General features: G+C 68.2%; 23 protein-coding genes, 1 pseudogene and 1 riboswitch. Of the genes and pseudogenes, 15 read left to right on the top strand and 9 right to left on the bottom strand.

Translation table 11 applies throughout. The features are described 5' to 3' along the window. Positions 1-11: 11 nt before the first annotated feature. From ABLE93_RS20965 to ABLE93_RS20955, 3 genes are all read right to left on the bottom strand, one after another. Positions 12-851, bottom strand: a complete 840-nt coding sequence (locus ABLE93_RS20965; RefSeq protein ID WP_348841772.1) for an ATP-binding cassette domain-containing protein — start codon at positions 849-851, stop codon at positions 12-14. Beyond that, complete coding sequence (locus tag ABLE93_RS20960; RefSeq protein ID WP_348841771.1) at positions 848-1,660, bottom strand: ABC transporter permease; 813 nt, start codon at positions 1,658-1,660, stop codon at positions 848-850. The genes ABLE93_RS20965 and ABLE93_RS20960 overlap by 4 nt, the downstream gene beginning before the upstream one ends. Before the next feature lie 270 nt (positions 1,661-1,930). Beyond that, complete coding sequence (locus ABLE93_RS20955; RefSeq protein ID WP_348841823.1) at positions 1,931-2,968, bottom strand: putative urea ABC transporter substrate-binding protein; 1,038 nt, start codon at positions 2,966-2,968, stop codon at positions 1,931-1,933. A 139-nt stretch (positions 2,969-3,107) separates the two neighbouring features. Further along, positions 3,108-3,217, bottom strand: a riboswitch (guanidine-I (ykkC/yxkD leader). A gap of 207 nt (positions 3,218-3,424) precedes the next feature. Between ABLE93_RS20955 and ABLE93_RS20950 the strand changes: the two genes are divergently transcribed. Together ABLE93_RS20950 and ABLE93_RS20945 are read left to right on the top strand one after the other, a co-directional pair. Continuing rightward, positions 3,425-4,597 carry a serine hydrolase gene (locus ABLE93_RS20950; protein ID WP_348841770.1) on the top strand — a complete coding sequence of 391 codons (1,173 nt, stop codon included), beginning with the start codon at positions 3,425-3,427 and terminating at the stop codon, positions 4,595-4,597. Positions 4,598-4,680: 83 nt separating this feature from the next. Further along, complete coding sequence (locus tag ABLE93_RS20945) at positions 4,681-5,697, top strand: AI-2E family transporter (RefSeq protein WP_348841769.1); 1,017 nt, start codon at positions 4,681-4,683, stop codon at positions 5,695-5,697. A gap of 7 nt (positions 5,698-5,704) precedes the next feature. On the opposite strand, the gene ABLE93_RS20940 is transcribed toward ABLE93_RS20945, so the two are convergent. Next, positions 5,705-7,180, bottom strand: a complete 1,476-nt coding sequence (locus ABLE93_RS20940) for an alpha/beta hydrolase (protein WP_348841768.1) — start codon at positions 7,178-7,180, stop codon at positions 5,705-5,707. A gap of 196 nt (positions 7,181-7,376) precedes the next feature. Here ABLE93_RS20940 and ABLE93_RS20935 point away from each other — a divergent pair, with 196 nt between their 5' ends. The 9 genes from ABLE93_RS20935 to ABLE93_RS20895 all read left to right on the top strand — a co-directional run bounded on the left by ABLE93_RS20935 (position 7,377) and on the right by ABLE93_RS20895 (position 15,404). After that, a complete protein-coding gene (locus ABLE93_RS20935) occupies positions 7,377-7,829 on the top strand; it encodes a DUF2948 family protein (RefSeq protein ID WP_348841767.1) in 453 nt (150 codons plus the stop codon). 81 nt (positions 7,830-7,910) lie between these two features. Beyond that, the gene (hisD, locus tag ABLE93_RS20930; protein ID WP_348841766.1) at positions 7,911-9,203 is read left to right on the top strand and encodes a histidinol dehydrogenase; all 1,293 of its coding nucleotides are present in this window, start codon (positions 7,911-7,913) and stop codon (positions 9,201-9,203) included. Positions 9,204-9,217: 14 nt separating this feature from the next. After that, a complete protein-coding gene (locus tag ABLE93_RS20925; protein WP_348841765.1) occupies positions 9,218-9,721 on the top strand; it encodes a UPF0262 family protein in 504 nt (167 codons plus the stop codon). Positions 9,722-9,727: 6 nt separating this feature from the next. Then, the gene (locus ABLE93_RS20920; RefSeq protein ID WP_348841764.1) at positions 9,728-10,189 is read left to right on the top strand and encodes an arsenate-mycothiol transferase ArsC; all 462 of its coding nucleotides are present in this window, start codon (positions 9,728-9,730) and stop codon (positions 10,187-10,189) included. A gap of 512 nt (positions 10,190-10,701) precedes the next feature. Beyond that, on the top strand, positions 10,702-11,913 hold the full coding sequence (locus ABLE93_RS20915; RefSeq protein ID WP_348841763.1) for an ABC transporter substrate-binding protein: 1,212 nt from the start codon (positions 10,702-10,704) through the stop codon (positions 11,911-11,913). Between the two features lie 204 nt (positions 11,914-12,117). Beyond that, positions 12,118-13,038, top strand: coding sequence for a branched-chain amino acid ABC transporter permease (locus tag ABLE93_RS20910; RefSeq protein WP_348841762.1), 921 nt, complete (start codon positions 12,118-12,120; stop codon positions 13,036-13,038). Then, a complete protein-coding gene (locus ABLE93_RS20905) occupies positions 13,035-13,952 on the top strand; it encodes a branched-chain amino acid ABC transporter permease (RefSeq protein ID WP_348841761.1) in 918 nt (305 codons plus the stop codon). Before ABLE93_RS20910 ends, ABLE93_RS20905 begins: the two co-directional genes overlap by 4 nt. Further along, entirely contained in the window at positions 13,945-14,694 is a 750-nt protein-coding gene (locus ABLE93_RS20900; protein WP_348841760.1) for an ABC transporter ATP-binding protein, read from the top strand. Before ABLE93_RS20905 ends, ABLE93_RS20900 begins: the two co-directional genes overlap by 8 nt. Continuing rightward, the gene (locus ABLE93_RS20895; RefSeq protein ID WP_348841759.1) at positions 14,691-15,404 is read left to right on the top strand and encodes an ABC transporter ATP-binding protein; all 714 of its coding nucleotides are present in this window, start codon (positions 14,691-14,693) and stop codon (positions 15,402-15,404) included. Before ABLE93_RS20900 ends, ABLE93_RS20895 begins: the two co-directional genes overlap by 4 nt. A 281-nt stretch (positions 15,405-15,685) precedes the next feature. Here the strand turns inward: ABLE93_RS20895 and ABLE93_RS20890 are convergent, their stop codons facing one another. From ABLE93_RS20890 to ABLE93_RS20875, 4 genes are all read right to left on the bottom strand, one after another. Beyond that, positions 15,686-16,249 carry a type 1 glutamine amidotransferase domain-containing protein gene (locus ABLE93_RS20890; RefSeq protein ID WP_348841758.1) on the bottom strand — a complete coding sequence of 188 codons (564 nt, stop codon included), beginning with the start codon at positions 16,247-16,249 and terminating at the stop codon, positions 15,686-15,688. Between the two features lie 179 nt (positions 16,250-16,428). Then, the gene (rpoD, locus tag ABLE93_RS20885; protein WP_348841757.1) at positions 16,429-18,429 is read right to left on the bottom strand and encodes an RNA polymerase sigma factor RpoD; all 2,001 of its coding nucleotides are present in this window, start codon (positions 18,427-18,429) and stop codon (positions 16,429-16,431) included. 243 nt (positions 18,430-18,672) lie between these two features. Then, entirely contained in the window at positions 18,673-20,598 is a 1,926-nt protein-coding gene (gene dnaG / locus ABLE93_RS20880) for a DNA primase (RefSeq protein WP_348841756.1), read from the bottom strand. A 205-nt stretch (positions 20,599-20,803) separates the two neighbouring features. Further along, positions 20,804-21,262 carry a GatB/YqeY domain-containing protein gene (locus ABLE93_RS20875; RefSeq protein WP_348841755.1) on the bottom strand — a complete coding sequence of 153 codons (459 nt, stop codon included), beginning with the start codon at positions 21,260-21,262 and terminating at the stop codon, positions 20,804-20,806. 273 nt (positions 21,263-21,535) lie between these two features. Here ABLE93_RS20875 and carA point away from each other — a divergent pair, with 273 nt between their 5' ends. Next, entirely contained in the window at positions 21,536-22,747 is a 1,212-nt protein-coding gene (carA, locus tag ABLE93_RS20870) for a glutamine-hydrolyzing carbamoyl-phosphate synthase small subunit (protein WP_348841754.1), read from the top strand. A gap of 81 nt (positions 22,748-22,828) precedes the next feature. On the opposite strand, the gene ABLE93_RS20865 is transcribed toward carA, so the two are convergent. Beyond that, positions 22,829-23,518, bottom strand: coding sequence for a GntR family transcriptional regulator (locus tag ABLE93_RS20865; protein ID WP_348841753.1), 690 nt, complete (start codon positions 23,516-23,518; stop codon positions 22,829-22,831). Positions 23,519-23,796: 278 nt separating this feature from the next. Between ABLE93_RS20865 and ABLE93_RS20860 the strand changes: the two genes are divergently transcribed. From ABLE93_RS20860 to ABLE93_RS20850, 3 genes and pseudogenes are all read left to right on the top strand, one after another. Beyond that, a complete protein-coding gene (locus ABLE93_RS20860) occupies positions 23,797-24,267 on the top strand; it encodes a CBS domain-containing protein (RefSeq protein ID WP_348841752.1) in 471 nt (156 codons plus the stop codon). A 194-nt stretch (positions 24,268-24,461) separates the two neighbouring features. Continuing rightward, the gene (gene frc / locus ABLE93_RS20855) at positions 24,462-25,691 is read left to right on the top strand and encodes a formyl-CoA transferase (protein WP_348841751.1); all 1,230 of its coding nucleotides are present in this window, start codon (positions 24,462-24,464) and stop codon (positions 25,689-25,691) included. A gap of 109 nt (positions 25,692-25,800) precedes the next feature. Then, positions 25,801-26,298: pseudogene (locus ABLE93_RS20850) on the top strand (MFS transporter); the annotation flags it as partial. Positions 26,299-26,422 lie beyond the last annotated feature (124 nt).

Genomic DNA, 26,422 nt, shown 5'->3' with positions numbered 1-26,422 from the left:
ATGCTGTCTCCTCAAGCCGTCTCATGCGCCGGGTCGTCCCGGCCGGGTCCCGAGGGGATGGCCGGGTCGTCCCGGCCGGGGGTGGCGAAAGTGGGCTTCGGCTGGCGGGCGATACGCGTTCCCGCGACCCTCTTGGGCCAGACCTCGATGTCCTTGGCGATGGTGGCGCCGTAGCGCGCCTTCTCCTCCGGCCGGTTGCGGCGGCGCTCGAAGGCGATGATGCGGGTGGCGAGGGTGAAGGCCTCCTTCAGGTCGTGGGTCACCATCACCACCGTCAGCTCGCAGGTGTGCCAGAGCTTCAGCATCACCTGGTGGATGTCGGCCCGGATGCCGGGATCGAGCGCGCCGAAGGGCTCGTCCAGCAGCAGGATCTTCGGCTTGCGCATGATCGCCTGGGCCAGCGCGAGCCGCTGCTGCATGCCGCCAGAGAGGGCGGCGGGGTACTTGTCCTCCGCGCCCTTCAGGCCGACCTCCTCGATGAGGCCGCGCGCCTCCTCTTCCGCCGCCCGCCGGCGCGTGCCGAAGAGGCGGCCGGTCACGGGGGCTTCCGCCATCTCGGCGGCAAGCACCACGTTGCCCAGCACAGTGAGATGGGGAAACACGGAATAGCGCTGGAACACCACGCCCCGGTCCGCCCCCGGCTCGCGGGCGATGGGCTTGCCGCCGATCAGCACTTCGCCGCGGGTCGCGGATTCTTCCGACAAAAGGATGCGCAGGAAGGTAGTCTTGCCGCAGCCCGAGGGGCCGACAAGGGCGATGAAGGCGCGCGGCGCGAAATCGAGGCTGATGTCCTCGAGCACGATCTGGTCGCCGTATTCCTTCCACAGGTGGCGCACTGCAATGGCCGTCATTGCGCGGCTCCGAACCAGGGGAAGAAGAAGCGGCGGGCGCGGGCCAGCGTAAAGTCCATGGCCACCGCGAGAAGGGTGATCCAGGCGACGTAGGGCAGGATGACGTCCATGGCGAGATAGCGCCGCACCAGGAAGATGCGGTAGCCGAGCCCTGAGTCCGAGGCGATGGCCTCCGCCGCAATGAGGAAGAGGAAGGCCGGGCCCAGCGACAGGCGCAGGGCGTCCATCAGTCGGGGCAGGATCTGCGGCAGCACCACGCGCAGCGCCATCTGCCAGGAGGAGGCGCCGAGCGTCTGCGCCTTGATCATCTGCTCGCGCGGCAGCTCTTCCACCCGCATGGCAAGGTCGCGGATGAGATAGGGGGTGATGCCGATGGTGATGAGGGCGATCTTGGATTCCTCGCCCAGCCCCATGACGATGAACAGGATGGGCAACAGCGCCAGCGGCGGCACCATGGAGACCATGGCGACGAAGGGCGCCAGCAGCACCCGCACCACCGGCAGCATGCCGATGAGCATCCCCACGACGAGGGCGATGGCGGTGGAGATGGCAAGGGCCGCGAACAGCCGCTCCAGGCTCGCGAAGGTGTCGGACCACAGCAGATAGTCGCCCGTCCGCCCATCGGCGGTGAACGCCACCTTCACGATGGCGTCGCCCAGCGACCCGAGGCTCGGCAGGAGCTTGTCGTCGGGATTGAGCGCGAGGCGCTCGGCCGACCCCAGCACATAGGCAAGGACCACGAGGGCGAAGGGCAAGATCGCGAGGACCAGCGCCGTTCCCCGGTCCGGCCTGACATTGACGAGGCGCATCCGCGCGGCTCCTGAAGGGTGGTCCTGTTGGTTCGCTGCAATCCGTCATGCTCCGGCTTGACCGGAGCATCCATGTCCCCGCTGAAGCCGGCGCCCGGCGGCGCGATGGGCCCTCCGGTCAAGCCGGAGGGCGACGACGGTTGGAGGGCTCCGCTGCTTGCTTCGCACCGCCGTCTTGCTCCGGCTCGACCGAAGCATCCATTGGCTGGACGGGGAACGAGAGTCCTCCGGTTATGCCGGAGGACGACCGTGGTTCGAGCTACGAGCGCCTCACAGCTTCCCGTCGGCGGCCATGCCCATATAGGTGTCGGTGAAGCGGAACTTCACGTTCTTGGAGTCGCCCAGCACCTTGCCGCCGACGAGCTCGATGCCCACCGCGTCCGCCGACTTGGCGCCCGAGCCGAGGAGCTCCTTCTCGAACAGGAACTTGCGCACCCGGTCCATGGTGGTGCCCACCTCGGGCGAACGCACGAAGGCGACGGCGTCGGAGGCCTTGCCGAACAGCTTGGTGGCCGCGAGCTGGCTGTCGAAGCCGGCGAGGTCGGTGCCCGAGGCCTTGCCCATGGCGGCGCGGGCGGCCTTGCCGGCATCGGTGTCGGCGGTGAAGAGGGCGGTCGTCTCGTACCAGATGCCCGCCAGCGCGTTGCCGAAGTCGGGATTGTCCTTGAGTGTCTGGGTGTTGGCCACCATCAGGTCCATGATCTCGCCGGGGATCTTGGAAGAATCGAACACGCTGTGGGCGTTCTTGTCGGCGAGGATCTCGGACACCAGCGGGTTCCAGGTGACGACGGCGGTGACGGCCTTGGTCTTGAAGGCGGCGACCATGTCGGCGTCGGAGGTGTTCACCACCTTGACGTCGCGCTCGCGCATCTTGGCGCTCTCCAGCGCGCGGGCGAGGAGATAGTGCGAGACCGAGAACTCGACGAGGTTGACCTTCTGGCCCTTGATGTCCGAGAGCTTGGTCTTGCCCTTCAGGATCACCGCGTCATTGCCGTTGGAGAAGTCGCCGACGATGACGGCGGTGGTGTCCACGCCGCCGGCGGCGGGCACGGAGAGGGCATCCATGTTGGTCACGGTGAGGGCGTCGAAGGCGCCGGCCGTATACTGGTTGATGCTCTCCACGTAGTCGTTGAACTGCACCACGTCGATCTTGATGCCGTACTTGTCGGCCCACTTCTGGACGATGCCGGCGTCCTTGGCGTAGCCCCACGGCATCCAGCCCACATAGATGGACCAGGCGACCTTGAACTCCTTCTTGGGGGCCGCCTGCGCCGGACCGGCGCCGAGGGAAAGGCCGGCCACGGCCATCGCGGCGAGGCCGCCGACGGCGAGGGATTTCAGACGATGGGCGGAAAGCGAGAACGGAGTGCGCATGTAATTCCCCTTCGCTGGAAAACGATTGGGAACTGGCGGAAACCCGAGTGCCGCCAATTCCTTGGCCACTGAGGTCTCCCGGGCTTTTATCCCGCCGTGCACCCGCGCCGGATGTCTCCCGGCGCGGTGGCAGCTCTCGGACCAGCGCATCGCCTCGATGCCGGAACCCTAGCCACCAACTCATCCCCATTGCAGCAAGCGGCGTGCCAGAAGCTCGATGCTGAGTTTTCAATACGTTGCAAATTCTGCGGCCGCACCGCTGCGTCCCCGGTGTGCAAGGATTGAATAAATAATGTGCATGTTTGATCGTTCACGCGAGCATTGCATACAGATTGAAGGCCCCCTCGCAACCGCGCCTGCATCAGGCCATCCTGTCTGCGGAGACACGCCATGTTCGACCGGCGCACCATTCTGAAAGGCGGCCTCGTGCTGGCAGCATCGCCGGCCGGTCTGCGCCATGCCGCGGCTCAGGCACCGGCCGTGGTGCCCGTCGCCGCACTCCAGGAAATGATCGAGGCCGAGGCCAGTGCCGCTCGCGCACGGCACGGCGCGGCTCTTGCGGTGGTGCTCGGCGTGGTGGGGCCGCGCGGCGGCGGCCGGCTGCTGTTCGCCGGCCGCGAGGGGCTGACCAATCCCGGCGGACGCCGGCTCATCCTCGACGGCGCGACGCCGTTCGAGATCGGCTCCATCGCCAAGGTCTTCACCGCCTGCCTGCATTATCAGAAGCACGGCCCGTTCACCGGCCGCCTCGGGGAATGGCTGGCGCCCCGCCGTCTGTCGCGCGGCCTTGCCGCCATCCCGCTCGCCGATCTGGCGCGCTACCAGCCCGGCCTCGCCCAGGACAATCACGGCGCGGTGCTGCCGCCGGGCGCCATGGCGAGCTTCGACAGCCTGTTCGGCTATCTGGCCGGCGCGCAGCCCATCGCTCCACCGGGCAGCTGCTATTCCTATTCCAACCTCGGCTGGTCGCTCCTCGCCATGGCCGGCGCCGGGGCAGGGTCCGGCAATGCCGCGGCCTTCGCCGAGCGCTATGACAGCGCGCTGCGCGCTTATGGCAAGGGCCTCGGCATGAGTGCGACCGGCGTCTTCCGGCCAGAGGTCAAGGCGCGCCTGCCCCAGGCCTATCGGCGGGATTGGCGGGCGCTGCCTCCGGGTGCCGACTATCGCCCCACCTATCCTGCCGGGGTCGGCTCGGGCGGCATCGTCAGCACCGGGGCGGACATGCTGGCCTTCCTGCGCCACAGCATGGGCCTAGGAGAGGGCGGGATGTCGAGCCCGGCGCTGGCCTATCTCCAGGGCCCCGCCTTCGCATCGCCGCGCTGCGGCGGCGGGCGGGCGCCCCGCACCGCCTACGGCTGGATCCTCCACGATGTGGCAACGCCCGCCGGGCCGCTGGCGCTCGTCACCAAGGATGGCGCAGTGGCCGGTTTCACCGCCTGGATGGGTTTTCCCGCCTGGCAGGGCACCGGCGCGCCGGCACCCGCCGGCGTCTTCGCTCTGTGCAACGGCCCCGGCGCCGCGGGTGTGGGCCTCAAGGCCATGCGCCGTATCCTTGCGGCCTGAGCCTCTCGCCAATTCCCCCCGCGTAGGCTATCGCCCCGGGCGGGCGCCAAGCCCGGCAGGACGGCGCGGCGGGGGATATGGGGATGAGAGGCTTGGTGGGGCTCGCGGCCGCAATGGTCATCTGCGCGGGGTTGTACGTGACCGGCACGCTGCTGGCGCCCGTGGCGTTCGCTCTGCTGGTGATCGCAGTGGCCCATCCGCTGCTGATGCGGCTGGAGAGGGGGCTGCCGAAGCTCGTCGCGGTGCTGCTCACCCTCCTCGTCACGCTCGCTGTCGTCGGCGCGGTCTCGTCCGTGGTGGTGTGGGGCTTCAGCCACGTGGGCGCCTGGGTGTTCCAGAACGCCGCCCGCTTCCAGGAGCTCTATGGGCAGGCGGCGGTCTGGCTGGAGGGCCACGGCTTCGTGCTTGCCGGCCTCATGACCGAGCATTTCGACGTGCGCTGGCTGCTGCGCCTGTTCCAGGACATCTCCACCCGGCTGCAGGGGCTCGCAAGCTTCCTCGTCTTCACCTTCATCTATGTGCTGCTGGGCCTGCTGGAGGTGGATGCCATGAAAAGCCAGGTGATCCGCCTTGCCCGCACCGGGCGGGCGTCCTTCCTGGCACCGGCCCTCGCCGACATCGCCCGCAAGATGCAGACCTATATGGCGGTGCGCACGCTGATGAGCATCGCCACCGGCGCGGTGGTGTGGGTCTTCACCCTCACCGCCGGGCTCGAGCTGGCGCTGGCGTGGGGCGCCATCGCCTTCGCGCTCAACTATATCCCCTTCATCGGCCCGTTCGTGGCGACGCTGCTGCCCACCCTGTTCGCTCTCGCCCAGTTCGAGAGCTGGGAGATGGCGGTATTCGTGTTCGTGAGCCTCAACATCATCCAGTTCCTGTCAGGGAGCTATCTGGAGCCGCGCCTCGCCGGCAAGGCGCTGGAAGTCTCGCCGGTGCTGGTGCTGTTCTCGGTCTTCTTCTTCGCCTTCCTGTGGGGCATTTCCGGCGCCTTCATCGGCGTGCCGATCCTCATTGCCGGCCTCACCCTGTGCGCCCACCACCCCGAGACCCGCTATATCGCCGAGCTGTTCTCCGGCCAGAGCGCCCCGGCCGCGGGCTGAGGCCGGCTCAGCGGGGCGGCGGCAGGCCCGCCGCCACCCGTTCGGCAAGGTAGGGGAAGAAGGGGTTGGAGGTCATGCGCACCAGCATCTCCACCCCCACCACCAGCGCGCCATACTCCCCCCGCGCGGCGATGTCGCCGAGGCGGATGCCGAAGGCGTCGGCGCGGTCCGGCTCCAATCCGTAGAGCCCGTCGCTCATGGGGAAGGGGAGGGCGATGTGGGACAGGGAATAGACATCCTCCGGATAGGTCGCGGTGAGCGCGCGCGGGGTGGCCTGCGTTTCCCCGGCGGGCGTTTCCCGCACCACAACGGCGGATTTTCCGGGCTCGACGTTGGCGATGACGGCGGTGCGGAAGGCGCGCGGCGCCGGCGGCAGAAGGTCTGCCAGGGCCCGGTTGGAGCCGACGGTGAGAAGCTCCTCGAAATCGCCGGACCGGTTGACGTCGAACAGCACCAGCTCGCTGCCGTTGTCGTCGAGCCGCGCATGCAGCTGCTGCACCACCGCCCGCGCGCTGACCGTGTGATCCAGCACCGACTGGAAGGTGAGCACCGGGGCGAGGCCGGCGAGGCGCCCGGCGCGCGAATGCCGCTCGATATTGGCCTGAAGCGCCTGCGTCAGCAGAAAGGATTGGCGCGCCGCATGGACCGGGAAGGAGTTGTACTTGAAGGGGTTGAACTCGGGCACGATGTTCAGCCACGCCGCCTTGGCGAAGGCCGGGAAGATGGCCGGCAGGCCCGCGAGGCCGGCGAAGCGGGCGAATTCCGTCACCCCCACCATGGGCGAGAGCAGCACGATGCGGGCGGGCGCCACCAGCGCCGGATCGTCCAGCGCATCGAGGGCGTGCATGAGCGCCAGCGCGGCGCCGTTGGAATAGCCCACGAGATGGACCGGCCGGTCCGGCCCCACGCGCCGGCCCGCCTCGCGCATGGCGAGGCGGGTCGCGGCGATCCAGTCCTCGTAATCGACGCCCATGAGCGCGCCGGGCACCGTGCCGTGCCCCGGCAGGCGCAGCACGATGGCGACGAAGCCGCGATCCGCATAGAGCTGCGCCAGATGCCGGTGGCTGTAGGGTGAATCGGTAAGCCCGTGCAGGAACACCGCCGCACCGGCGGGCTCGCCCTTGGGCTCCAGCACATAGGTGCGGTTGAAGTCCTGGGCGAAGCGGCCGGGATAGATGGGGCTGGACGCGAAATAGCGGTTGAAGCGGACGCGGTCCTCGGGATCGAGCCGGTCGGTCACGTGGGTCCGCACCGCCGCGATCGCCTCGGCCTCCGCGGCGAGGTAGCCGGCGAGGTCCGTCCTGGCCAGCTGCTGGCGGTCGAGCTCCGGCGGGCTGTAGGTATGCCACAATTCGAGGGACGGGCCGCGCTGGGAATCCACCGCACGTACCACGAAGATGGTGGCGACGACGGCAAAGACGAGGAGCGCCGCAAGCTTCAGCAGGCGCCGCGCGCCCCGCCACAGCGGTCCGACATATCGCATGGTGTCCGAGGTTCCCCTGCCGCGCTTCAGTCGGCGAACCTAGAACCTTTTTCGGCCGGGCGGGAAGCATGAAGCCCCGCCGGCTGCGCGGCGGGGTCATGAGGGCCGCAGACGGCGCCGAACCTTCCCTTGCGCCCCTTGCGGCCGGTGGCCTGCGTCGCTATCTGCGGTGCAAGCCCCAACGAGGCGTATCGCCATGGAAAACCTGAAGCTCATCGCCCTTGACGAGGAGGATCTCGCCATTTTCTCCGCCCATCTCCAGGATGCGGTGGTGAAGATGGCCGACATCGGCTTCCTGCCCCGGTCGCAGCGCTTCGCCATGCTGCTGAACCGCTTCGACTGGGACCAGATGGTCATCGCCAACGAGAAGGTGCGCCGCCGCACCGGCCTGCATTTCGAGCGGGTGCGCGACGTGAAGTGCCGCGGGATGGAGGAGGCGCGCCGCACCGGCGTGCTCAACCTGCTCGCCGTTACCTTCGTTCCGGGCGAGGCGCCGTCGGGCTACGTGCTCCTCACCTTCTCCGGCGGCGCCGAGGTGAGGCTGGAGGTGGAGTGCATCGAGGCCGGCCTGAAGGATCTCGGACCCGCCTGGGGCTGCACCCACAAGCCGGTCCACAAGGTGCCCCAGGACGCCGACGACGCGGCCTGAGGCCGCCCAAGCGGCACCGCGCCGTGCCCCGCGTCACCGGCGGGGCTTCCCTCGCGCGCGAACCTGCTCTAGCAAGGCGGCATGCCGATCCGCCTCACCACCCAGCAAGCCGATTTTTCCGAGCGCTTCACCGATTTCCTCGGTTCCAAGCGTGAGTCGTCCGTGGATGTGCAGGACAAGGTGGCCGCCATCATCGCCGACGTGCGCGCCCGCGGCGATCGCGCCCTCGTGGAGCTGTCGCGCACCTTCGACCGGGTGGACCTCGACGCCCTCGGCATCCGCGTGAGCGATGAAGAGCTGGACGCAGCGCTCGCCTCCATCCCGCCGGAGACCCGCGCGGCGCTGGATTTCGCCAAGGCGCGCATCGAGGCGCATCACGGCCGCCAGAAGCCGTCGGACGAGACCTATGTGGACGCTGCGGGCGTCACCCTCGGCCACCGCTGGACCAGCGTGGACGCCGTGGGGCTCTACGTGCCGGGCGGCACCGCCGCCTATCCCTCCTCGGTGCTGATGAACGCCGTGCCGGCCCGCGTCGCCGGCGTGCCGCGCATCGTCATGGTGGTGCCGGCGCCGGACGGCGAGATTGCGCCTCTGGTGCTGGCGGCGGCGCGCCTTGCCGGCGTGCACGAGGTCTATCGCGTCGGCGGCGCCCAGGCGGTGGCGGCGCTGGCCTACGGCACCGAGACCATCCAAGCGGTGGACAAGATCGTCGGTCCCGGCAACGCCTTTGTGGCGCAGGCCAAGCGGCAGGTCTTCGGCAAGGTGGGCATCGACATGGTGGCCGGCCCCTCCGAGGTGCTGATCCTCGCCGATGGCGACGCCAGCGCCGATTTCATCGCCGCCGACCTCCTGGCCCAGGCCGAGCACGACACCGCCGCCCAGTCCATCCTCATCACCTCCTCCGCGACACTGGCCGACGAGGTGGAGAAGGCGGTGGAGGGCATGCTCGCCACCCTGCCGCGGGCGGAGATCGCCTCGGCCTCCTGGCGCGACCATGGGGCCATCATCCTGGTGAACGACCTCGCCTCGGCCCTGCCGCTGGTGGACCGCATCGCCCCCGAGCACCTGGAAATCCACGCCGCCGACGCGGACGAGCTGGCGGCCAAGGTGCGGCACGCGGGCGCCATCTTCATCGGCGCCTGGACCCCCGAGGCCATCGGCGACTATGTGGGCGGCACCAACCACGTGCTGCCGACCGCCCGCTCCGCCCGCTTCTCCTCCGGGCTCGGCGTGCTCGATTTCATGAAGCGCACGTCCATCCTCAAGCTCGACGCGGACGCGCTCGAACAGCTCGGCCCCGCCGCGGTGCGGCTCGCGGCCGTGGAGCGGCTCGACGCGCACGGGCGCTCCGTGTCCATCCGCACCAACCGTTGACGGAACAAGCGGCGATGAGCGACCAGCAAAACCCCCGCGATGCTCGCCCCGCCGCCCGCCTGTGCGCCGTCACGCTCGACGACGCCTCCATCGGCCATTCCAGCGCCGACATCGATCACGAGCGCGCCACCGCCATCTGGGACCTCGTCGAGGACAACAGCTTCGAGCCGTGCGGCGACCCGGGGGAAGGCCCTTACCAGCTCGCCATCTCGCTGATGGACAACCGCCTCGTGCTGGACATCAAGCGCGAGGATGGGGCGCAGGTGGTGCAGCACCACCTCTCCCTGACGCCGTTCCGCAAGGTGGTGAAGGACTATTTCCTGATCTGCGAGAGCTATTACAACGCCATCCGCACCGCCTCCCCGAGCCAGATCGAGGCCATCGACATGGGTCGGCGCGGCCTGCACAACGAGGGATCGACGCTGCTGCAGGAGCGGCTTGAGGGCAAGGTGGTGGTGGATTTCGACACCGCGCGGCGCCTGTTCACGCTCATCTGCGCGCTCCACTGGAAAGGCTGAGCGGCGATGCAGCCTCCTGCGGCGCCGAAGCGCTCAGCGCGGCCGCAATCGGTTCTCTTCATGTGTGGACAGAACGTGGTGCGCTCGGTGATGGCGGCCGCGCTGGCGAAGCATCTGTTCGGCAAATCGCTGTATGTGGGCTCTGCCGGGGTGATCGCCGGCGAGGCGGACCCCTTCGTCACCGCGGTGATGGAGGAGATCGGCCTCGACGTGAAAAAGCACCGGCCGCAGAGCATCGAGGACCTTGAGGAATATGAGGGCCTGTCCTTCGACCTCGCCATCTCCCTCTCGCCCGACGCCCATCACCGCGCCCTGGAGCTGACCCGCACCAACGCCCTGGATGTGGAATACTGGCCGACTCCCGACCCTACGGGCGAGGGCGGCAACCGCGAGCAGCGCCTCGAGGCCTACCGCGCCGTCCGCGACGAGCTGGAGCAGCGCATCCGGATGCGGTTCCGGCAGGGATAGGGCGGACCGCCTTCTCCTCACGCCCACGCTTGCCCGCTCCGGCGAGCGTGCTCCCCTTTCTCTCCCCAAACCGCCGTCGTGCTCCGGCTTGACCGGAGCACCCATGGCATCGTTTGTCCCGGCGGAGGGATGGGCCCTCCGGTCAAGCCGGAGGGCGACGGCGGGAGGGAGCCGGGGCGGCGGGAAAGAGGGTGATACGAATGGGAATGAGGGTGATACGAAATCGCCTGCCTCGCCCACCGTCACCTAACCGGTCCCGGCCAAGGGAAGGGCGCCCGTCCTAAAGCCCCCAAACCGTCGTCGTGCTGGGGCTTGACCGGAGCACCCATGGCGCCGTTTGTCCCGGCGGAGGGAGCGGCCCTCCGGTCAAGCCGGAGGGCGACGGCGGGAGGGAGCCGGGGCGGCGGGAATGCGGGCGCGACGGCGGGGGGCTCGCGGCGCTGGAATGCTGGCGACTTCACATCCCACCTTGTCTGCCGCGCGAGGCTCTGCAAGGGTGCCGCGACGTCAAAATGTTCACCGGGATCCTCGCCACCATGCCGCTCAAGTCCATGCCCCTCGCCCGACTTCTTGCCTCCACCGCGCTCCTCGGCGCCCTCGCCCTGTCGGGCGCGGCGGCGGCCGATCCGGTGAAGGTGGGGCTGGTCTCCACCCTGTCCGGCCCCTCCGCGGTGCTGGGCCAGCACATGCGCGACGGCTTCCTGCTGGCGGTGAAGGAGCTCGGCGGCAAGCTCGGCGGGCAGGAGACCGAGGTGGTCGTTGTGGACGACGAGCTGAAGCCCGACATCGCCGTGCAGAAAGTGAAGGGCCTGCTGGAGCGTGACAAGGTGGACTTCGTCGCCGGCGTGGTCTTCTCCAACGTGATGGGCGCGGTGGCGAAGCCCGTGACCGCCAACGAGACCTTCCTCATCTCCGGCAATGCCGGCCCCTCCACCATCGCGGGCGCCGGCTGCAGCCCCTTCTTCTTCTCCGCCTCCTACCAGAACGACCAGAACCACGAGGTGCTGGGCAAGTATGCGCAGGACAAGGGATTCAAGAAGGTGGTGCTGATGGCGCCCAACTACCAGGCGGGCAAGGATTCGCTGGCCGGCTTCAAGCGCTACTACAAGGGCGAGGTGGCCGACGAGATCTATACCCAGCTCGGCCAGCTCGACTTCTCCGCCGAGCTTGCCAAGATCGCGGCGGCGAAGCCCGATGCGGTCTTCACCTTCATGCCCGGCGGCATGGGCGTGAACCTCGTGAAGCAGTACCGTCAGGCCGGCCTTGCCGACACCACGCCCTTCCTCTCCGCCTTCACCGTGGACGAGACGACCCTGCCCGCCACCGGCGAGGCGGCGCTCGGCTTCTTCTCCGGCGCGGCATGGGCGCCGGACCTCGACACGCCGGCCAACAAGGCGTTCGTTGCGGCCTTCGAGAAGGAATACGGCTACATCCCCGCGCTCTACGCCGCGCAGGGCTACGATGCGGCCAAGCTCATCGACAGCGCGCTGAAGGCGACGGGCGGCAAGACCTCCGACAAGGCGGCCCTGCGCGCGGCGCTGAAGAAGGCGGACTTCTCCAGCGTGCGCGGCGACTTCAAGTTCAACACCAACCAGTTCCCCATCCAGAACTTCTATCTGGTGAAGGTGGGCAAGCGCGCCGACGGCAAGGTGGAGACCATGGTGGCGGAGAAGGTCTTCTCCAACTATGGCGACGCCTATGCGGAAAAGTGCGAGATGAAGTGAGCACGCTCACTTCATCTCGCACCCCGGACGCATGCAGCGACAGCGGAATGCGAGCCGGGGTCCAGCGCAAGGGACCGCCGCAGGCGGCCTGAACCCCGGGGAGCCGCGGCTCTCGCCGGCTTCGCCGACCTTTCCCCTGGGCCCCGGATCGGCGCTCCACCTTCGGCGTCGCTTGTCCGGGGCGCCAACCTGTCCTGACGGTCCATGTCCCTTACCCTTTTCCTCGTCCAGCTCCTCAACGGGCTCCAGCTCGGACTGCTGCTGTTCCTCGTGGCGGCGGGGCTGACGCTGGTGTTCGGGGTGATGGACGTCATCAACCTTGCCCACGGCGTGCAATACATGCTGGGCGCCTATCTCATGGTGACGGCCACGGCCCTCACCGGCAGCTTCTGGCTGGGCCTGCCGCTGGCGCTTCTCGCCGCGCTGGCGCTGGGGCTGGTGCTGGAACGCCTCGTCATCCGCCCGCTTTATGGTCGCGATCATCTGGAGCAGGTGCTGGCCACCTTCGGCGTCATCCTCTTCGTGAGCGAGGCGGTGAAAATGGCCTGGGGCTCGGCTCCCCTCGCCATCCCCATGCCCGAGGCCCTGTCCGGCTCGGTGCGGCTGATGGACGGGCTGAACTATCCCGTCTACCGCCTCGTGCTCATCGGCGCCGGGCTCGGCGTTGCCGGCCTGCTCTATGTGCTGGTGACGCGCACCCGCACCGGCATGCTGCTGCGGGCCGGGGCCACCAACGCGCCCATGGTGTCGGCTCTGGGCATCGACATCGCCGCCCTGTTCGCCCGCATCTTCGCCTTTGGCGCCATGCTGGCCGCCTTCGCCGGCGCCATGGCCGGGCCGATCCTCTCGGTGGAACCGGGCATGGGCGACGGCCTGCTCATTCTCGCCTTCGTGGTCATCGTCATCGGCGGCATCGGCTCCATCCGCGGGGCGTTCGTGGCGGCGCTGCTGGTGGGGCTGATCGACACTCTGGGCCGCTCTTTCCTCACCGACGTCCTCAAGCTCGTCATGTCCGCCTCCGCCGCCAGCGCGGCCGGGCCGGCGCTCGCCTCCATGAGCGTCTATCTGCTGATGGCGCTGGTGCTGTTCTTCCGCCCGCGCGGCCTGTTTCCGGCGCCCGCATGAGGGCGCTTCTCTTCGCTCTCGCGGTGTTCGGCCTGCTCGCCGCGGTGCCCGTCTTCGCCGATACGGCGACGCTCACCCTTGTGGCGCGGGGCATGATCTTCGCCCTGGCCAGCGCCAGCCTCGGCTTCATCCTGGGGCAGGGGGCGCTCGTATCCTTCGGCCATGCGGCGCTCATGGGCATCGGCGCCTATGCGGTGGGGATCGCCATGGAGGAAGGAGTGCGCGATGCCCTCATCGCCTTTCCCCTCGCCATGGCGGCGGCGGGGCTTTTCGCCCTCGTCACCGGCGCCATCTCGCTCAAGACGCGGGGCGTCTATTTCATCATGATAACCTTGGCCTTCGGGCAGATGGCCTTCTTCGTCGCCCAGAGCCTCTCGGCCTACGGCGGCGACGACGGGCTGACGCTCGCCGCCCGCTCCACCTTGGCGGGCCAGCGCTGGCTGCGCGATCCCTGGACCTTCCATTACGTGGTGCTCGGCCTCCTCGCGGTCACGGTGCTGGTCTGCGCCATGCTTGCGCGCGCGCCCTTCGGCCGGGTGCTGGCGGCGGGCCGGGACAACGAGAGGCGGCTGCGGGCGCTCGGGGTCGATCCCTATCCCTACCGCCTGCTTGCCTATGTCATCGCCGGCGCGTTCGCGGGGCTGGCCGGTGCGCTCTATGCCAACCTCACCGAATTCGTCAGCCCGGCCTATCTCTCCTGGCATCGCTCGGCCGAATTCATCGTCATGGTGGTGGCGGGCGGGGCCACGTCCGCCATCGGCCCGGTCATCGGCGCCTTGGGGGTGGTGCTGGTGGAGGACGGGCTGGCGCGGCTGACCGAGCACTGGCGCATCCTCTTCGGGCTGCTGCTGGTGCTGCTGGTGCTGCTGCGCGGCAATCTCTCCGCGCTTCTGGGGAGGCGGCGCGATGGATGAGACGCTGCTCGAGATCACCGGCCTCGCCAAGGCCTATGGCGCGCTCCACGTGACGGCCGGCGTCGACCTTGCGGTGAAGGCGGGGGAAATCCACGCCCTCATCGGCCCCAACGGCGCGGGCAAGACCACCCTGGTGGGCGAGATCGCCGGCGAGGTGATGCCCGATGCCGGTACGATCCGCTTCGGCGGCGCCGACATCACCCGCCTGCCGGTGCACAAAAGGGCGCGGCTGGGGCTGGCGCGGGCGTTCCAGATCACCTCTGTCTTCCCGCACTTCACCGCGCTGGAGAATGTGGCCCTGGCGGTGATGGCGGCGCGCGGACGCACCTTGCGCCTTTTGCGGCCGGCCGCCTCCGACCGCGCGGCGCTGGAGGAGGCGGCGGCGCGGCTCGATGAGGTGGGTCTCGGCGCACGGGCGCAGGTCGCTGCCGGCGGCCTCAGCCATGGGGAGAAGCGGGCGCTGGAGCTCGCCATGGCGCTGGCCGCCCGCCCGCGCCTGCTGCTTCTGGACGAGCCCATGGCCGGCACCGGGCCGGCGGAATCCGCCGTGATGGTGGCGCTGCTGGAGCAGTTGAAGGGGCGCTACGGCGTGCTGCTGGTGGAGCACGACATGGATGCGGTGTTCCGCCTCGCCGACCGCATCAGCGTGCTGGTTGCGGGCCGCATCATCGCCTGCGGTCCGCCCGGCGTGGTGCGTGCCGACCCCGCCGTCCGCGCGGCCTATCTCGGGGAGGAGGCATGAGCACCCCCCTCCTCGCCATCGAGGGTCTCACCGCCGGCTATGGCGGAACGCCGGTGCTGTTTGGCGTGGATCTCGCCGTGCCGGCCGGTGGCGCCCTGGCGCTGATGGGCCGCAACGGCATGGGCAAGACGACGACCATGCGCGCCCTGATGGGGCTGGTGCCGCCGCGCGGCGGCACGCTCATCTTCGACGGCACGTCGCTCAGGGGCCTGAGGCCCCACCGCATCGCCCGCCTCGGCCTCGGCCTCGTGCCCGAGGGCCGGCAGATCTTCCCGACGCTGACGGTGGAGGAGAACCTCGTCGCCACCGCCGCCCCGCCCCGCCCGGGCCTTGCCCCCTGGACGCTGGAGCGGGTCTACGCCCTCTTCCCCCGCCTCGCCGAGCGGCGGCGGCATTTCGGCAACCGCATCTCCGGCGGCGAACAGCAGATGCTCGCCATCGGCCGCGCGCTGATGACCAACCCACGCCTCCTCATCCTCGACGAGGCGACGGAGGGCCTCGCCCCGCTCATCCGGGCGGAGATCTGGCGGGTGCTGTCGGTGCTGAAGGGGGAGGGACTGGCGCTGATCGTCATCGACAAGCACGTCTCCGCGCTGGCCGGCCTGTGCGATCAGGTGGCAGTGATGGAGAAGGGCCGCGTGGTGCATGCCGGTCTGGCTGCCGATTTCGCCGAAGATGCCGGGCTGGTGGGGCGCTATCTGGGGGTGTGAGCCGCTGGCGTCGACACAGTCCATTTTCCCGGACAAGCGACGGCGGCGCCGGAGCGCCGATCCGGGATCCAGCGCCTAACTGCCGCGAAGCGGGCAAAGTCTAGAGTGGTCTGTCAGGAAGCGCCTTCGGCGGACCTCTGCGCTGGGCCCCGGCTCGCATTCCGCTGCCGCTCCATGCGTCCGGGGCACGAGGCTTGTCATGTCTGCTTGTCATCGCCCGGACAAGCCGGGCGATGACGCTCCGGCAGCAGCCGGCTTCAGGAGGCACGAATAGGCGCGCCTTACGCCGCGCGGCGCTCGTGCTTTCCTTCGCGCACTTCCTCGATGATCTTGCGGCTGAAGTTTTCCAGATCACCGGGGTTGCGGGAGGTGATGACGCCGGCGTCGGTGACGACGGAAGAATCCTCCCAGCGGGCGCCGGCATTCTCCACGTCCGTGCGGATGGACGTGTAGGAGGTCATGCGCTTGCCCTTGGCGATGCCCGCTTCCACCAGCAGCCACGGCGCGTGGCAGATGGCGGCCACCGTCTTGCCCGCATCGTAGAAGGACTTGATCAGCGCAACCGCGTCCTTGTTGACCCGCAGCAGGTCGGGGTTGATCTGGCCGCCGGGGAGGACGATGGCGTCGTAATCCGCCTCACGCGCCTGCGAGAGCGGCTTGTCCACCGTCACCGGACGGCCCCAGTCCTTCTTGTCCCAGCCTTTGATCTCGCCGGTTTCGGGCGAGACCACATCGACCTTTGCGCCGGCCTCCTTCAGCCGGTCGCGGGGCACTTCGAGCTCGGACTGCTCGAAGCCGTTGGTCGCCAGAATGAGAATGCGCTTGCCGTCCAGGGGACCTGGCATGTTCGCCTCCATCTTTGATGAATTGGGAGCGGGCGCCGTGGGGCAGGCCCGCAAAACCGGCGTGCGTTCGCGCGGTCACATCAGGACAATGACACGGGCGCGAGATCGTTCCGCCCGGCTCCCAAACGCAAACGGCAGGCCGAAGCCTGCCGTTTTCGAAAGTGGAGAGACCGTGCCGCTCAATTGTCCAGGAAGGACCTGAGCTTCCTGCTCCGGCTCGGGTGCTTGAGCTTCCTCAGCGCCTTGGCCTCGATCTGGCGGATGCGCTCGCGCGTCACGGAGAACTGCTGGCCCACTTCCTCGAGGGTGTGGTCCGTGTTCATGCCGATGCCGAAGCGCATGCGCAGCACGCGTTCCTCGCGCGGGGTGAGCGAGGCGAGGACACGGGTCGTCGTCTCGCGCAGATTGCTCTGGATCGCGGCGTCGATGGGCAGGATGGCGTTCTTGTCCTCGATGAAGTCGCCGAGGTGGCTGTCCTCCTCGTCGCCGATGGGCGTCTCGAGGGAGATGGGCTCCTTGGCGATCTTCAGCACCTTGCGCACCTTCTCCAGCGGCATGCCGAGCTTCTCGGCCAGCTCCTCCGGGGTGGGCTCGCGGCCGATCTCGTGCAGCATCTGCCGCGAGGTGCGGACGATCTTGTTGATCGTCTCGATCATATGCACCGGGATACGGATGGTGCGCGCCTGGTCGGCGATCGAGCGGGTGATGGCCTGCCGGATCCACCACGTCGCATAGGTGGAGAACTTGTAGCCGCGGCGGTACTCGAACTTGTCCACCGCCTTCATGAGGCCGATGTTGCCCTCCTGGATCAGGTCCAGGAACTGCAGGCCGCGGTTGGTGTACTTCTTGGCGATGGAGATGACGAGGCGCAGGTTGGCCTCCACCATTTCCTTCTTCGCCTGCCGGGCTTCCTTCTCGCCCTTCTGCACCATCTGGACGATCTTGCGGAACTCGGCGATCTCCAGCCCCGTCTCGGTGGCGAGGCCGTGGATGTCGCCGCGGATGTCGCGGATGGTGTCCTTCTCGTGGGCGACGAAGCCCTTCCAGCCCCGCGAGCCGAGCTTCGACACGCGCAGCACCCACTTGGGGTCGAGCTCCGAGCCCATGTAGTTCTTCAGGAAGTCGTCGCGGGTCACGCCGTAGCTGTCGGACAGGCGCAGCAGGCGGCCTTCGAGCCCCACGAGGCGCTTGTTGATCTCGTAGAGCTGCTCCACCAGGGCGTCGATGCGGGCCTGGTTGAGGGCGAGGCTCTTCACGTCGCCCACCAGCTCTTCCTTGAGCTTCTTCGCCTTGCGCTCCTGCGCCGGGGAGAGGGTCTCGTTCTTGAGCTTGGATTCGACGTTCTGGTCCTGCAGCCGGCGCAGCTTGGTATAGCTGGAGGCGATGCGGTCGAAGGTCTCCACCACCTTCGGCTTGATCTCGGCCTCCATGGCGGCAAGCGACATGGAGTTCTCCATGTCGTCCTCTTCGCCCTCGGGGCCGGCGCCGTCGCCCAGAAGCCCGTCCTCGCCCGCCTCGGGGGCAAGGGCCGCTTCCTCGCCGAGCGCGGCGGGCGGATTCTTGCCCTCGGGGCCGGCGTAGGTGGCCTCCAGGTCGATGATGTCGCGCAGCAGCACGCGGCCCTCGGTGAGCTCGTCGCGCCAGATGATGATGGCCTGGAAGGTGAGGGGGCTCTCGCACAGGCCGGCGATCATGGCCTCGCGGCCCGCCTCGATGCGCTTGGCGATGGCGATCTCGCCCTCGCGGGAGAGCAGCTCCACCGAGCCCATCTCGCGCAGGTACATGCGTACCGGGTCGTCGGTGCGCTCGGCCGGCTCGGACTTGGTCTCCGAGCGCGCGACGGCGCGCGGCGCTGCCTCGGTCAGCTCGCCGCCTTCGCTCTCTTCCGCCTCGTCGGTGGTCTCGGCTTCCTCGCTGCCCTCTTCGGCCTCGGCTTCCTCGGCCTCGATGACGTTGATGCCCATGTCGTTGAGCATGGCGAGGGTGTCCTCGATCTGCTCGGAGGTCACCTCTTCGGAGGGCATCACCTCGTTGAGCTGCTCGTAGGTCACGTAGCCGCGGCGCTTGGCGTTCTTGATCATCTTCCGCACAGCGGCATCGGACAGGTCGAGCAACGGCCCGTCGGGCGCGTCGGTCTCCTTCTCCGGGGCCTCTGTGGCTTCGGAAGACTGCTTCGCCATGGACTTCTCCTGCTGATCCCGCCGATTTCCAACAGCAGAACGGCGGCGCGGCTCTTCAGCCTCGCCACCTTTTGCCCTAGAACCCGGGAGCGGCTTTTTTGACGCCATCCCGTTAAACCAGCCTGAACGCGCTTCCAACCCCCATGGTCGATGCGGTAGGCTGCCTTCCGTTGGTTGGCCAGTTCGATGGCACCGCCCATGCCACCGCCTCCTGGCGGAATTGTGCCGCTTGCACGGCTCCGATCACAGCGAGCGCACGGTCGAGCGGCCCGAGGACGCACCGAACCCTTCCACCAGGGCCTCGGTTCCCTCGATTGCCGAGAGACGCTCGCGTACGTCCCTCAGCCACGCGAAATTTGCCTCGCTCGGGTCCTCGCCCAAGCTGCGCTCAGCTTCCTTCAACTCTCTAGATAACGCGTGAGCCTTGCGATGCAAGGCCGTACGCTGATTCCACCAGAGCCGGACATCGCTTTCCGCGGTATTTTGGTAAGCGGGCCAGTCATGTCGCGGATTGGCAAGGGCCTTCACGCGCCGCGTCAGGGCCTCCAGGTCCGCCTGATCCAGCCGAATGTCCACCGCCTCCGCGCCGAGCCCTTCCAGATGCGCCTCGATGAGGATCCGGCGCAGACGATCGGCCTCGGGATTGGCGAAGGGCAGGCTCGACACCTCCTCGCCTGCCTCGTCCAGCAGGAAGGGGTGGTTGATGAGGCAGAAGAGGAGCAACGCCTCGTTACGCGGAAGGGCAGCCATCGGCCCGCGCACCAGGGCGCTGCGGCCGATTTCAGGCCCGCGCGGCGCGAGCGGCGGTGCGGCGGGTGGCCCCCGCCGGCCCCGCGGTCCCGCCTGCCAGCCTTCCCGCCCACCGTTCCGCCGTCCGGTCGCCCCGCGGCCCCGATCCTGCGGCGCGAGCAGCGCGTTGAAGCGCCCGAGAAGATCGGCGCGGTAATGTTTGCGCACGGTCTCGTCCGCGATGGCGGACACCACTTCGCCGATGCGGGCCTCCAGGGCCGCGCGCCGCTCCGGCGTGTCGAGGGGCGCCGCCTCGCTCTCGCGCGCCCAGAGCTCGGCGGCCAGCGGCCGCGCCTGGGCCAGCACCTGCTCCATGGCCTCGCGGCCCGAGCGGCGGATGAGGTCGTCGGGGTCCTGGCCTTCCGGCAGCGTGGCGAAGGCGAGGCTGCGCCCGGCCTTCAGATGGGGCAGCGCGAGGTCTATGGCGCGGTGCGCGGCGCGGCGGCCGGCCTTGTCGCCATCGAACAGCAGCAGCGGTTCGTCCGACATGCGCCAGAGCAATTGCAGTTGCTCCTCGGTGAAAGCCGTGCCGAGGGGCGCCACCGCGCCGGCAAAGCCGGCCTCCACCATGGCGATCACGTCCACATAGCCTTCGACGGCGATCACCCGCGCCCCCGACTGGGCGGCGGTGCGGGCGGCAAAGCCGTTGTAGAGCAGCGATCCCTTGTGGAAGAGCGGCGTTTCCGGCGAGTTGAGATACTTGGCCGGGACGTCCTTCTCCAGCGCCCGGCCGCCGAAGCCGACGATGCGGCCACCCAAATCGGTGATGGGGAACATCACCCGGTCGCGGAACCGGTCGTAGGGAACGGGAATGTCGTCGCCGGCGATGAGGAGGCCCGTCTCCACCATGTCCTCGACGCTCACGCCCTGCTTTCCCAACGCCTCCTTGAGGTTGAAGCGCTCGCCGGCGGCATAGCCGAGACCGAATCGCTTCTGCGTGGCCGATCCGAGCTCGCGGTCCGCGAGATAGCCCCGCGCCTTCGCCCCGAGGCGGGACTGGAGCGTGTCCTCGAAATGCCTGGCGGCCAGCGCCATCACCTCGAACAGGGTGCGCCGCCGCTGCTCCTTCGCCGCCGCCTCGGGCGTTTCCTGCGGCAAAGGCAGGCCGGCCATGGCGGCAAGCCGCTCCACGGCATCGCCAAAGCTCGCGCCCTCGGTCTCCATCAGGAAATCGAAGACGTCGCCGTGCTTGCCGGATGAGAAGCAGTGGTAGAAGCCCTTCTGGTCGTTGACGAAGAAGGACGGCGTCTTTTCCGCGTTGAAGGGCGAGAGACCGGCGAACTCGCGTCCCTGCTTCTTCAGCTTCACGCGACGGCTGACCACCTCCGAAACCGGGAGGCGGGCGCGGATCTCGTCGAGGAAGGCGGGCGGAAAGCGCATCAGTCGGACACCGGCTCGGCCGCAATCCTACACCCTAGAGCGCGATACGGTCAGATGGAAACGGCCCGGCGGCAGTCTCCGGGAACGGCGCGCTATGGGTCCGGAGGCCCGATGGCCGCCCCGCACGCGCGGGGCCTGGCGGCATCGGCAGAGAATAGAGGACCGCCGTCCCCTATTCCCCGCAATTCACAGGGGACGGTGGGCCTCAGGCCGCGGTGAGGGCCTCCTTGACCCAGCCGGAGGCCTTGCCGAAGTCGATGGCGCCGGCGTGGCGCTCCTTCAGGACGGCCATGGTGCGACCCATGTCCTTGATGCCCTTGGCGCCGGTCTCGGCGATGATCGCCGCGATGGCGGCGCGGGTCTCCGCCTCGCCGAGCTGCTGCGGCAGGAACGCCTGGATATAGACGATCTCCTCCCGTTCCTGCTCGGCGAGCTCGGGGCGGCCGGCCTCGTCATAGATCTTCGAGCTTTCCTCGCGCTGCTTCACCATCTTGGCGAGAAGCGCGCGCAGCTCGTCGTCGGTCAGCGGGTCCTTGCCGTGGCCGCGCTGCTCGATATCGCGGTCCTTCAGCGCCGCGTTGATGAGGCGGAGCGTGGCGGTGCGCCGCTTGTCCTGGGCCTTCATCGCCTCTTTCAGAGCCGCAGTGATGTCGTCACGAAGCACGGAGCATGTGTCCTTGTTGAAGCTGTGAGTCCGGCGGATTGCCTCGCCGAAGATAAGCGGCGCGCCGGCCGGCGGGTCCTCGGCCTTTCTCTCGGCCCAATTCCCGGGCCAATGGGCCCGGTCCTGTGGCGATGTCCGGCCTTGGGATGACGCGTCGGCGGCGGAGCGATCCGCAAGGCCGGGGTGCCATTCCGGGCGGCCGGCGGCCGCGACACGCAAATTCCCGCGCGTGGCGCTGGAAACGCGGCGCGCGAGCCTCTATCTAGGCGATCCATGACGAACGAACAAGATCAGGTCCGGCCGGCGCCCGCCGCCGAAGGCTGGAGCGAGCCCAAGCCCACCGCGGTGCTCGTCCTCGCGGACGGCACCGTGCTCGAAGGATTCGGCATCGGCGCCGCCGGCCGCCTCGCTGGCGAGGTGTGCTTCAATACCGCCATCACCGGCTATGAGGAGATCCTCACCGATCCCTCCTACGCCGGGCAGATCATCACCTTCACCTTCCCGCACATCGGCAACGTGGGCACCAACGAGGAGGACATCGAGACGGTGTCCATGGCCTCGGCCTCGGGCGTGCGCGGGGTGGTGCTGCGCACGGCGGTGACGGACCCGTCCAACTACCGTGCCACCCGCCATTTCGACGACTGGCTGAAGGCGCGCGGGATTCCCGGAATCACCGGCATCGACACCCGCGCCCTCACCGCGCTCATCCGCGAAGGCGGCATGCCGAACGCGGTGATCGCCCACGCTCCGGACGGCGTCTTCGATCTCGAGGCCCTGAAGGCCGAGGCCCGCGGCTGGCCAGGCCTCGTGGGCATGGACCTCGTGCCCGGCGTCACCTCCACCCAGAGGTTCGGCTGGGACGAGACCACCTGGGGCTGGGAAACCGGCTACGGCCATCAGGATGCCCCGCGCCACCACGTGGTGGCGGTGGACTATGGGGTGAAGCGCAACATCCTGCGCCTGCTCGCCCGCGCCGGCTGCAAGGTGACGGTGGTGCCCGCCACCGCCTCGGCCGACGAGATCCTGGCGCTGAAGCCGGACGGCGTCTTTCTCTCCAACGGCCCCGGCGATCCGGCGGCGACGGGGGAATATGCGGTGCCGGTGATCCGCGAGGTGATCGGGCAGGGGGTGCCGACCTTCGGCATCTGCCTCGGCCACCAGATGATCGGCCTCGCCGTGGGCGGACGCACGGTGAAGATGCACCAGGGCCACCACGGTGCGAACCATCCGGTGAAGGACCTCACCACCGGCAAGGTGGAGATCACCTCCATGAACCACGGCTTCGCGGTGGACCGCGAGAGCCTGCCGGAGAATGCGGTGGAGACCCACGTCTCTTTGTTCGACGGCTCCAACGCCGGTATCGCTCTGGCCGACAAGCCGGTGTTCTCGGTGCAGTACCACCCGGAAGCGAGCCCAGGCCCGCAGGACAGCCACTATCTGTTCGACCGCTTCATCGAGATGATCGAGAAGCATAAGGCGGGCTGAGCCGTCCGCACCGCACATCAAAATGAAAGAGGCCGGCGCCTTCGGGAGCCGGCCTCTTTCATTTTGGGTCTCGGGTGACGCTCAGTTCAGAAATTCACCGTGGTCGGCGACGTGGCGGGCGAGGCCGAGGGTGTGCTCGCGCACGAGGCGCTCGGCCAGATCCGCGTCGCGCTTCTCGATGGCCTCGACGATGTGGTTGTGGTCGAGGATGGAGCGCTGGGCACGGTGGTCCTGGCCGATGGTGACCTTGCGCACGCCGCGCATGTGCGGAAACAGGTTCTCCGTCGTCTCGGCGATCAGCGCGCAGCCGGACATTCGGATGATGAGCTTGTGGAAGGCGAGGTTCGCTTCGGAATATTCCGAGACGTTCTCTTCCGGGTTGCGATCGGCGAAGGCGCGGACGTTTTCGCGCAGCTGCCGGATCTCGGCCTCCGTCGCCCGCTCGCAGGCGAGGCGCGCTGCCATGCTCTCCAGCGCTGCCCACACGGTGATCATCTCGATGATCTCCCGCTTGGTCTTGCGCACCACGAATATTCCGCGCCGCGGCACGGAGCGCACGAAGCCCTCCTGCTCCAGAAGCGTCATCGCCTCGCGGATGGGGGTGCGCGACACGCCGAGCTTTTCGGAGAGTTGGCGCTCCTCCAGGCGGATTTCCTCGGGATGGCTGTAGATGTCCATCTCCATGATGGCCGCCTTCAGCGCCTTGTAAGCCTTCATCCGGAAGCTCGATTCCGTCTCGATCGGCTTCACGTTGATATCCTGGTACGTCATCGCACCCCTTCGCCTTAGGCTCTTGGCGGGCAGGCGGGTTCGGTGATTCCCCCCTTGCGGACCAAATACATCATATCAGATGCGCGCCCCGCGCTAGAGGGCAAGCATTGCCGCAGGGATGGATCGAATTGCTGCAATGCAAAAGTGTTCTTGGCGGGGGTACCACCATCTGCGTTGACAGAATGTATTCTGAATACCAGCATTGTTGGCGGAGACGGGGTGCATTTCAGCAAAGCCCCGCCCGGACGGCGCACCAAAGCGCCGGGGGAGGACAGCCAATGATCACCGTGGACGATATCCTGCGGGAGAAGCGCGACACCCGCATCATCACCCTGCGCATGCACGAGACGGTGGCGGACGCCGTGCTCGTGATGAAGCGGGAGAATATTTCCTCCGTCATCGTCAAGGATGTCTGCCGCACCGAAGGCAATACGGTGGTGGGCGTCTTTTCCGAGCGTGACGTGACGCGCGCGGTGCTGGAGCACGGTGCGAACACGCCCAAGGTGGTGCTTGCCACGTTCCTGAAACGGGAGGTCATCTCCTGCGCCCTCTCCGATAGCATGGAGACCGTGCTGCGGCTGATGGTGGAACATCAGGTGCGCCACCTTCCGGTGATCGAGAATTACGCCCTGGTGGGCGTCATCAGCGCCACCGACCTGATGCGCCATTTCCTCAAGGAGACCGAGGCGACGCCTTTGCCGGAGACGGCCGGCGGCGCTCTCGAAGCCGGGCTCGCCGCGCTGCGCTGACAGTGCGCGATGACGAAGGCTGACGCTCCGTCGCTTAAACCAATTGCGACGGGGCGGGGAGAGTGTTACAGTTCTGTATCTGGCATACGTAATTCAATACCCGATATGCCACGGGCCACACCCTCAGGGTCAGTCCAAGCCGGCGCAGACCGGCATCCCGCAAGATTAGGGCAGGAAATTCCGGGAGTGGGTGCATGGGCAAGGCGCTTGACGGCGTGCGCGTCCTGGACATGACGCACGTGCAGTCCGGCCCCTCGGCGACGCAGCTTCTTGCGTGGCTGGGCGCGGACGTCATCAAAGTCGAGATGCCGCGGCGCGGGGACATCACGCGCTCGCAGCTGCGCGACAAGTCCAACGTCGACAGCCTCTATTTCACGATGCTCAACGCCAACAAGAAGAGCGTCACCCTCAACATTAAGACTCCCCAGGGCCAGGAGGCGCTGAACCGTCTCATCGAGACGAGCGACGTCCTGGTGGAGAATTTCGGCCCCGGCGTGCTGGAGCGCCAGGGTTTCGGCTATGACGCCGTTCGCGCCCGCAACCCGCGCCTGATCTATGCGTCCATTCGCGGCTTCGCCGAAGCCTCGGGCATCGACGCCAAGGCCTATGAAACCATCGCCCAGGCCATGGGCGGTGCCATGAGCACCACCGGATGGCGCTCCGGCCCGCCGACCGCTTCGAGCGCGCAGGTGGGCGACACCGGCACCGGCATCCACTGCGTCGCCGGCATCCTCGCCGCCCTGTTCCAGCGCACCATGACGGGCGAGGGCCAGCGGGTGGATGTCGCCATGCAGGACTGCGTCATGAACCTGCTGCGGGTGAAGCTGCGCGATCAGCAGCGGCTGGAGGCGGGACCCCTCACCGAATATCCCGGCGCCCCCACCGGCGAGTGGGTGCCGCGCGCGGGCAATTGCTCCGGCGGCGGCCAGCCCGGCGCGGCCCTGCGCTGCGCCCCCGGCGGCGAGAACGACTATTGCTACGTCATCATCCAGCCCCAGGGCTGGGCGCCGCTGATGCGGCTCGTGGGCCGCAAGGACCTTATCGACGATCCCAAATTCGCGTCCCACGAGGCCCGCGCCCAGCGGCTCGACCAGTGTTTCGAGATCATCGAGCGGTGGACGGCACGGCGTACCAAGTTCGAGGTGATGGAGGCGCTCAACGCCATCGACGTGCCCTGCGGCCCGGTGCTCTCCACCGCCGACATCCTCCGCGACCGCGCGCTCTACGACCGCGGGTTCCTGGTGGAGGTGCCCCATCCCGAGCGCGGCACCTATGTGACTGTGGGCTCGCCCATCGCGCTGTCGCAGAGCGAGGTTCCGGTGGAGCGCGCGCCGCTGCTCGGAGAGCACACCGACGAGGTGCTCGCGAGCGTGGGCTTCACCGCTGAAGAGATCGCCGGCATGCGTGCCGCCGGTGCCGTCTGACGGGAGGGCGAACGCCAGCCGTCGAAAATCCGCTGCCTCACGAGGGACAAAAGAGGGTGGGGCGGTTCATCAGATAACACACAAAAAAGGTCTCAAGGGGTAGGAAGAGATGGTTGATACTGCAGTAAAAGCACCGGCGACGAATCGCTGGCTGCAATTGATCGCCGGCGTCGTCTGCATGGTGGCTGCCGCCAACATTCAATATTCATGGACGCTCTTCGTTCCGGAGATCGTCAGCACGCATGGCTGGACGCGCGCCTCCGTGCAGATCGCCTTCACCGTCTTCGTGGTGGTGCAGACGTGGCTGACGCCCATCGAGGGCTATTTCATCGACAAGTACGGCCCGCGGGTGATGGTGATGGTGGGCGGCCTGCTCACCGGCCTCAGCTGGGTGCTGAACTCCTATGCCACCTCGCTCACCGCCCTTTACGTGGCGGCTGCGGTCGGCGGCGTCGGTGTCGGCTGCGTCTACGCCACCTGCGTCAACGCCGCGCTGAAGTGGTTCCCCGATCGCCGCGGCCTCGCGGTGGGCCTCACCGCCGCCGGCTACGGCTCGGGCACGGTGCTGACCATCCTGCCCATCGCCGCCATGATCAAATCGAGCGGCTCAATTAGCATTAGCTATGCACGCAGGTCTAACACTCAGCATTCCCCCGGCTGCGGCGAGGACCGCGCGGGGTGAAGGAGCGCGCGGGAGGACGGCGAGGTGATACCACCGCAGGTAGCTGTCG

Origin of the sequence: Xanthobacter pollutisoli (genome assembly GCF_040044995.1) — a bacterium.
Lineage (GTDB): Bacteria > Pseudomonadota > Alphaproteobacteria > Rhizobiales > Xanthobacteraceae > Xanthobacter.
The sequence above is the reverse complement of the archived record's forward strand: the minus strand, read 5'-3'. Positions and strand labels throughout refer to the sequence as shown.

Excerpts from the sequence above, each read along its gene's own strand:
- ABLE93_RS20965 (WP_348841772.1), bottom strand. The coding sequence starts at position 851 with ATGACGGCCATTGCAGTGCGCCACCTGTGGAAGGAATACGGCGACCAG.
- ABLE93_RS20960 (WP_348841771.1), bottom strand. The coding sequence starts at position 1,660 with ATGCGCCTCGTCAATGTCAGGCCGGACCGGGGAACGGCGCTGGTCCTC.
- ABLE93_RS20955 (WP_348841823.1), bottom strand. The coding sequence starts at position 2,968 with ATGGCCGTGGCCGGCCTTTCCCTCGGCGCCGGTCCGGCGCAGGCGGCC.
- ABLE93_RS20950 (WP_348841770.1), top strand. The coding sequence starts at position 3,425 with ATGTTCGACCGGCGCACCATTCTGAAAGGCGGCCTCGTGCTGGCAGCA.
- ABLE93_RS20945 (WP_348841769.1), top strand. The coding sequence starts at position 4,681 with ATGAGAGGCTTGGTGGGGCTCGCGGCCGCAATGGTCATCTGCGCGGGG.
- ABLE93_RS20940 (WP_348841768.1), bottom strand. The coding sequence starts at position 7,180 with ATGCGATATGTCGGACCGCTGTGGCGGGGCGCGCGGCGCCTGCTGAAG.
- ABLE93_RS20935 (WP_348841767.1), top strand. The coding sequence starts at position 7,377 with ATGGAAAACCTGAAGCTCATCGCCCTTGACGAGGAGGATCTCGCCATT.
- hisD (WP_348841766.1), top strand. The coding sequence starts at position 7,911 with ATGCCGATCCGCCTCACCACCCAGCAAGCCGATTTTTCCGAGCGCTTC.
- ABLE93_RS20925 (WP_348841765.1), top strand. The coding sequence starts at position 9,218 with ATGAGCGACCAGCAAAACCCCCGCGATGCTCGCCCCGCCGCCCGCCTG.
- ABLE93_RS20920 (WP_348841764.1), top strand. The coding sequence starts at position 9,728 with ATGCAGCCTCCTGCGGCGCCGAAGCGCTCAGCGCGGCCGCAATCGGTT.
- ABLE93_RS20915 (WP_348841763.1), top strand. The coding sequence starts at position 10,702 with ATGTTCACCGGGATCCTCGCCACCATGCCGCTCAAGTCCATGCCCCTC.
- ABLE93_RS20910 (WP_348841762.1), top strand. The coding sequence starts at position 12,118 with ATGTCCCTTACCCTTTTCCTCGTCCAGCTCCTCAACGGGCTCCAGCTC.
- ABLE93_RS20905 (WP_348841761.1), top strand. The coding sequence starts at position 13,035 with ATGAGGGCGCTTCTCTTCGCTCTCGCGGTGTTCGGCCTGCTCGCCGCG.
- ABLE93_RS20900 (WP_348841760.1), top strand. The coding sequence starts at position 13,945 with ATGGATGAGACGCTGCTCGAGATCACCGGCCTCGCCAAGGCCTATGGC.
- ABLE93_RS20895 (WP_348841759.1), top strand. The coding sequence starts at position 14,691 with ATGAGCACCCCCCTCCTCGCCATCGAGGGTCTCACCGCCGGCTATGGC.
- ABLE93_RS20890 (WP_348841758.1), bottom strand. The coding sequence starts at position 16,249 with ATGCCAGGTCCCCTGGACGGCAAGCGCATTCTCATTCTGGCGACCAAC.
- rpoD (WP_348841757.1), bottom strand. The coding sequence starts at position 18,429 with ATGGCGAAGCAGTCTTCCGAAGCCACAGAGGCCCCGGAGAAGGAGACC.
- dnaG (WP_348841756.1), bottom strand. The coding sequence starts at position 20,598 with ATGCGCTTTCCGCCCGCCTTCCTCGACGAGATCCGCGCCCGCCTCCCG.
- carA (WP_348841754.1), top strand. The coding sequence starts at position 21,536 with ATGACGAACGAACAAGATCAGGTCCGGCCGGCGCCCGCCGCCGAAGGC.
- ABLE93_RS20865 (WP_348841753.1), bottom strand. The coding sequence starts at position 23,518 with ATGACGTACCAGGATATCAACGTGAAGCCGATCGAGACGGAATCGAGC.
- ABLE93_RS20860 (WP_348841752.1), top strand. The coding sequence starts at position 23,797 with ATGATCACCGTGGACGATATCCTGCGGGAGAAGCGCGACACCCGCATC.
- frc (WP_348841751.1), top strand. The coding sequence starts at position 24,462 with ATGGGCAAGGCGCTTGACGGCGTGCGCGTCCTGGACATGACGCACGTG.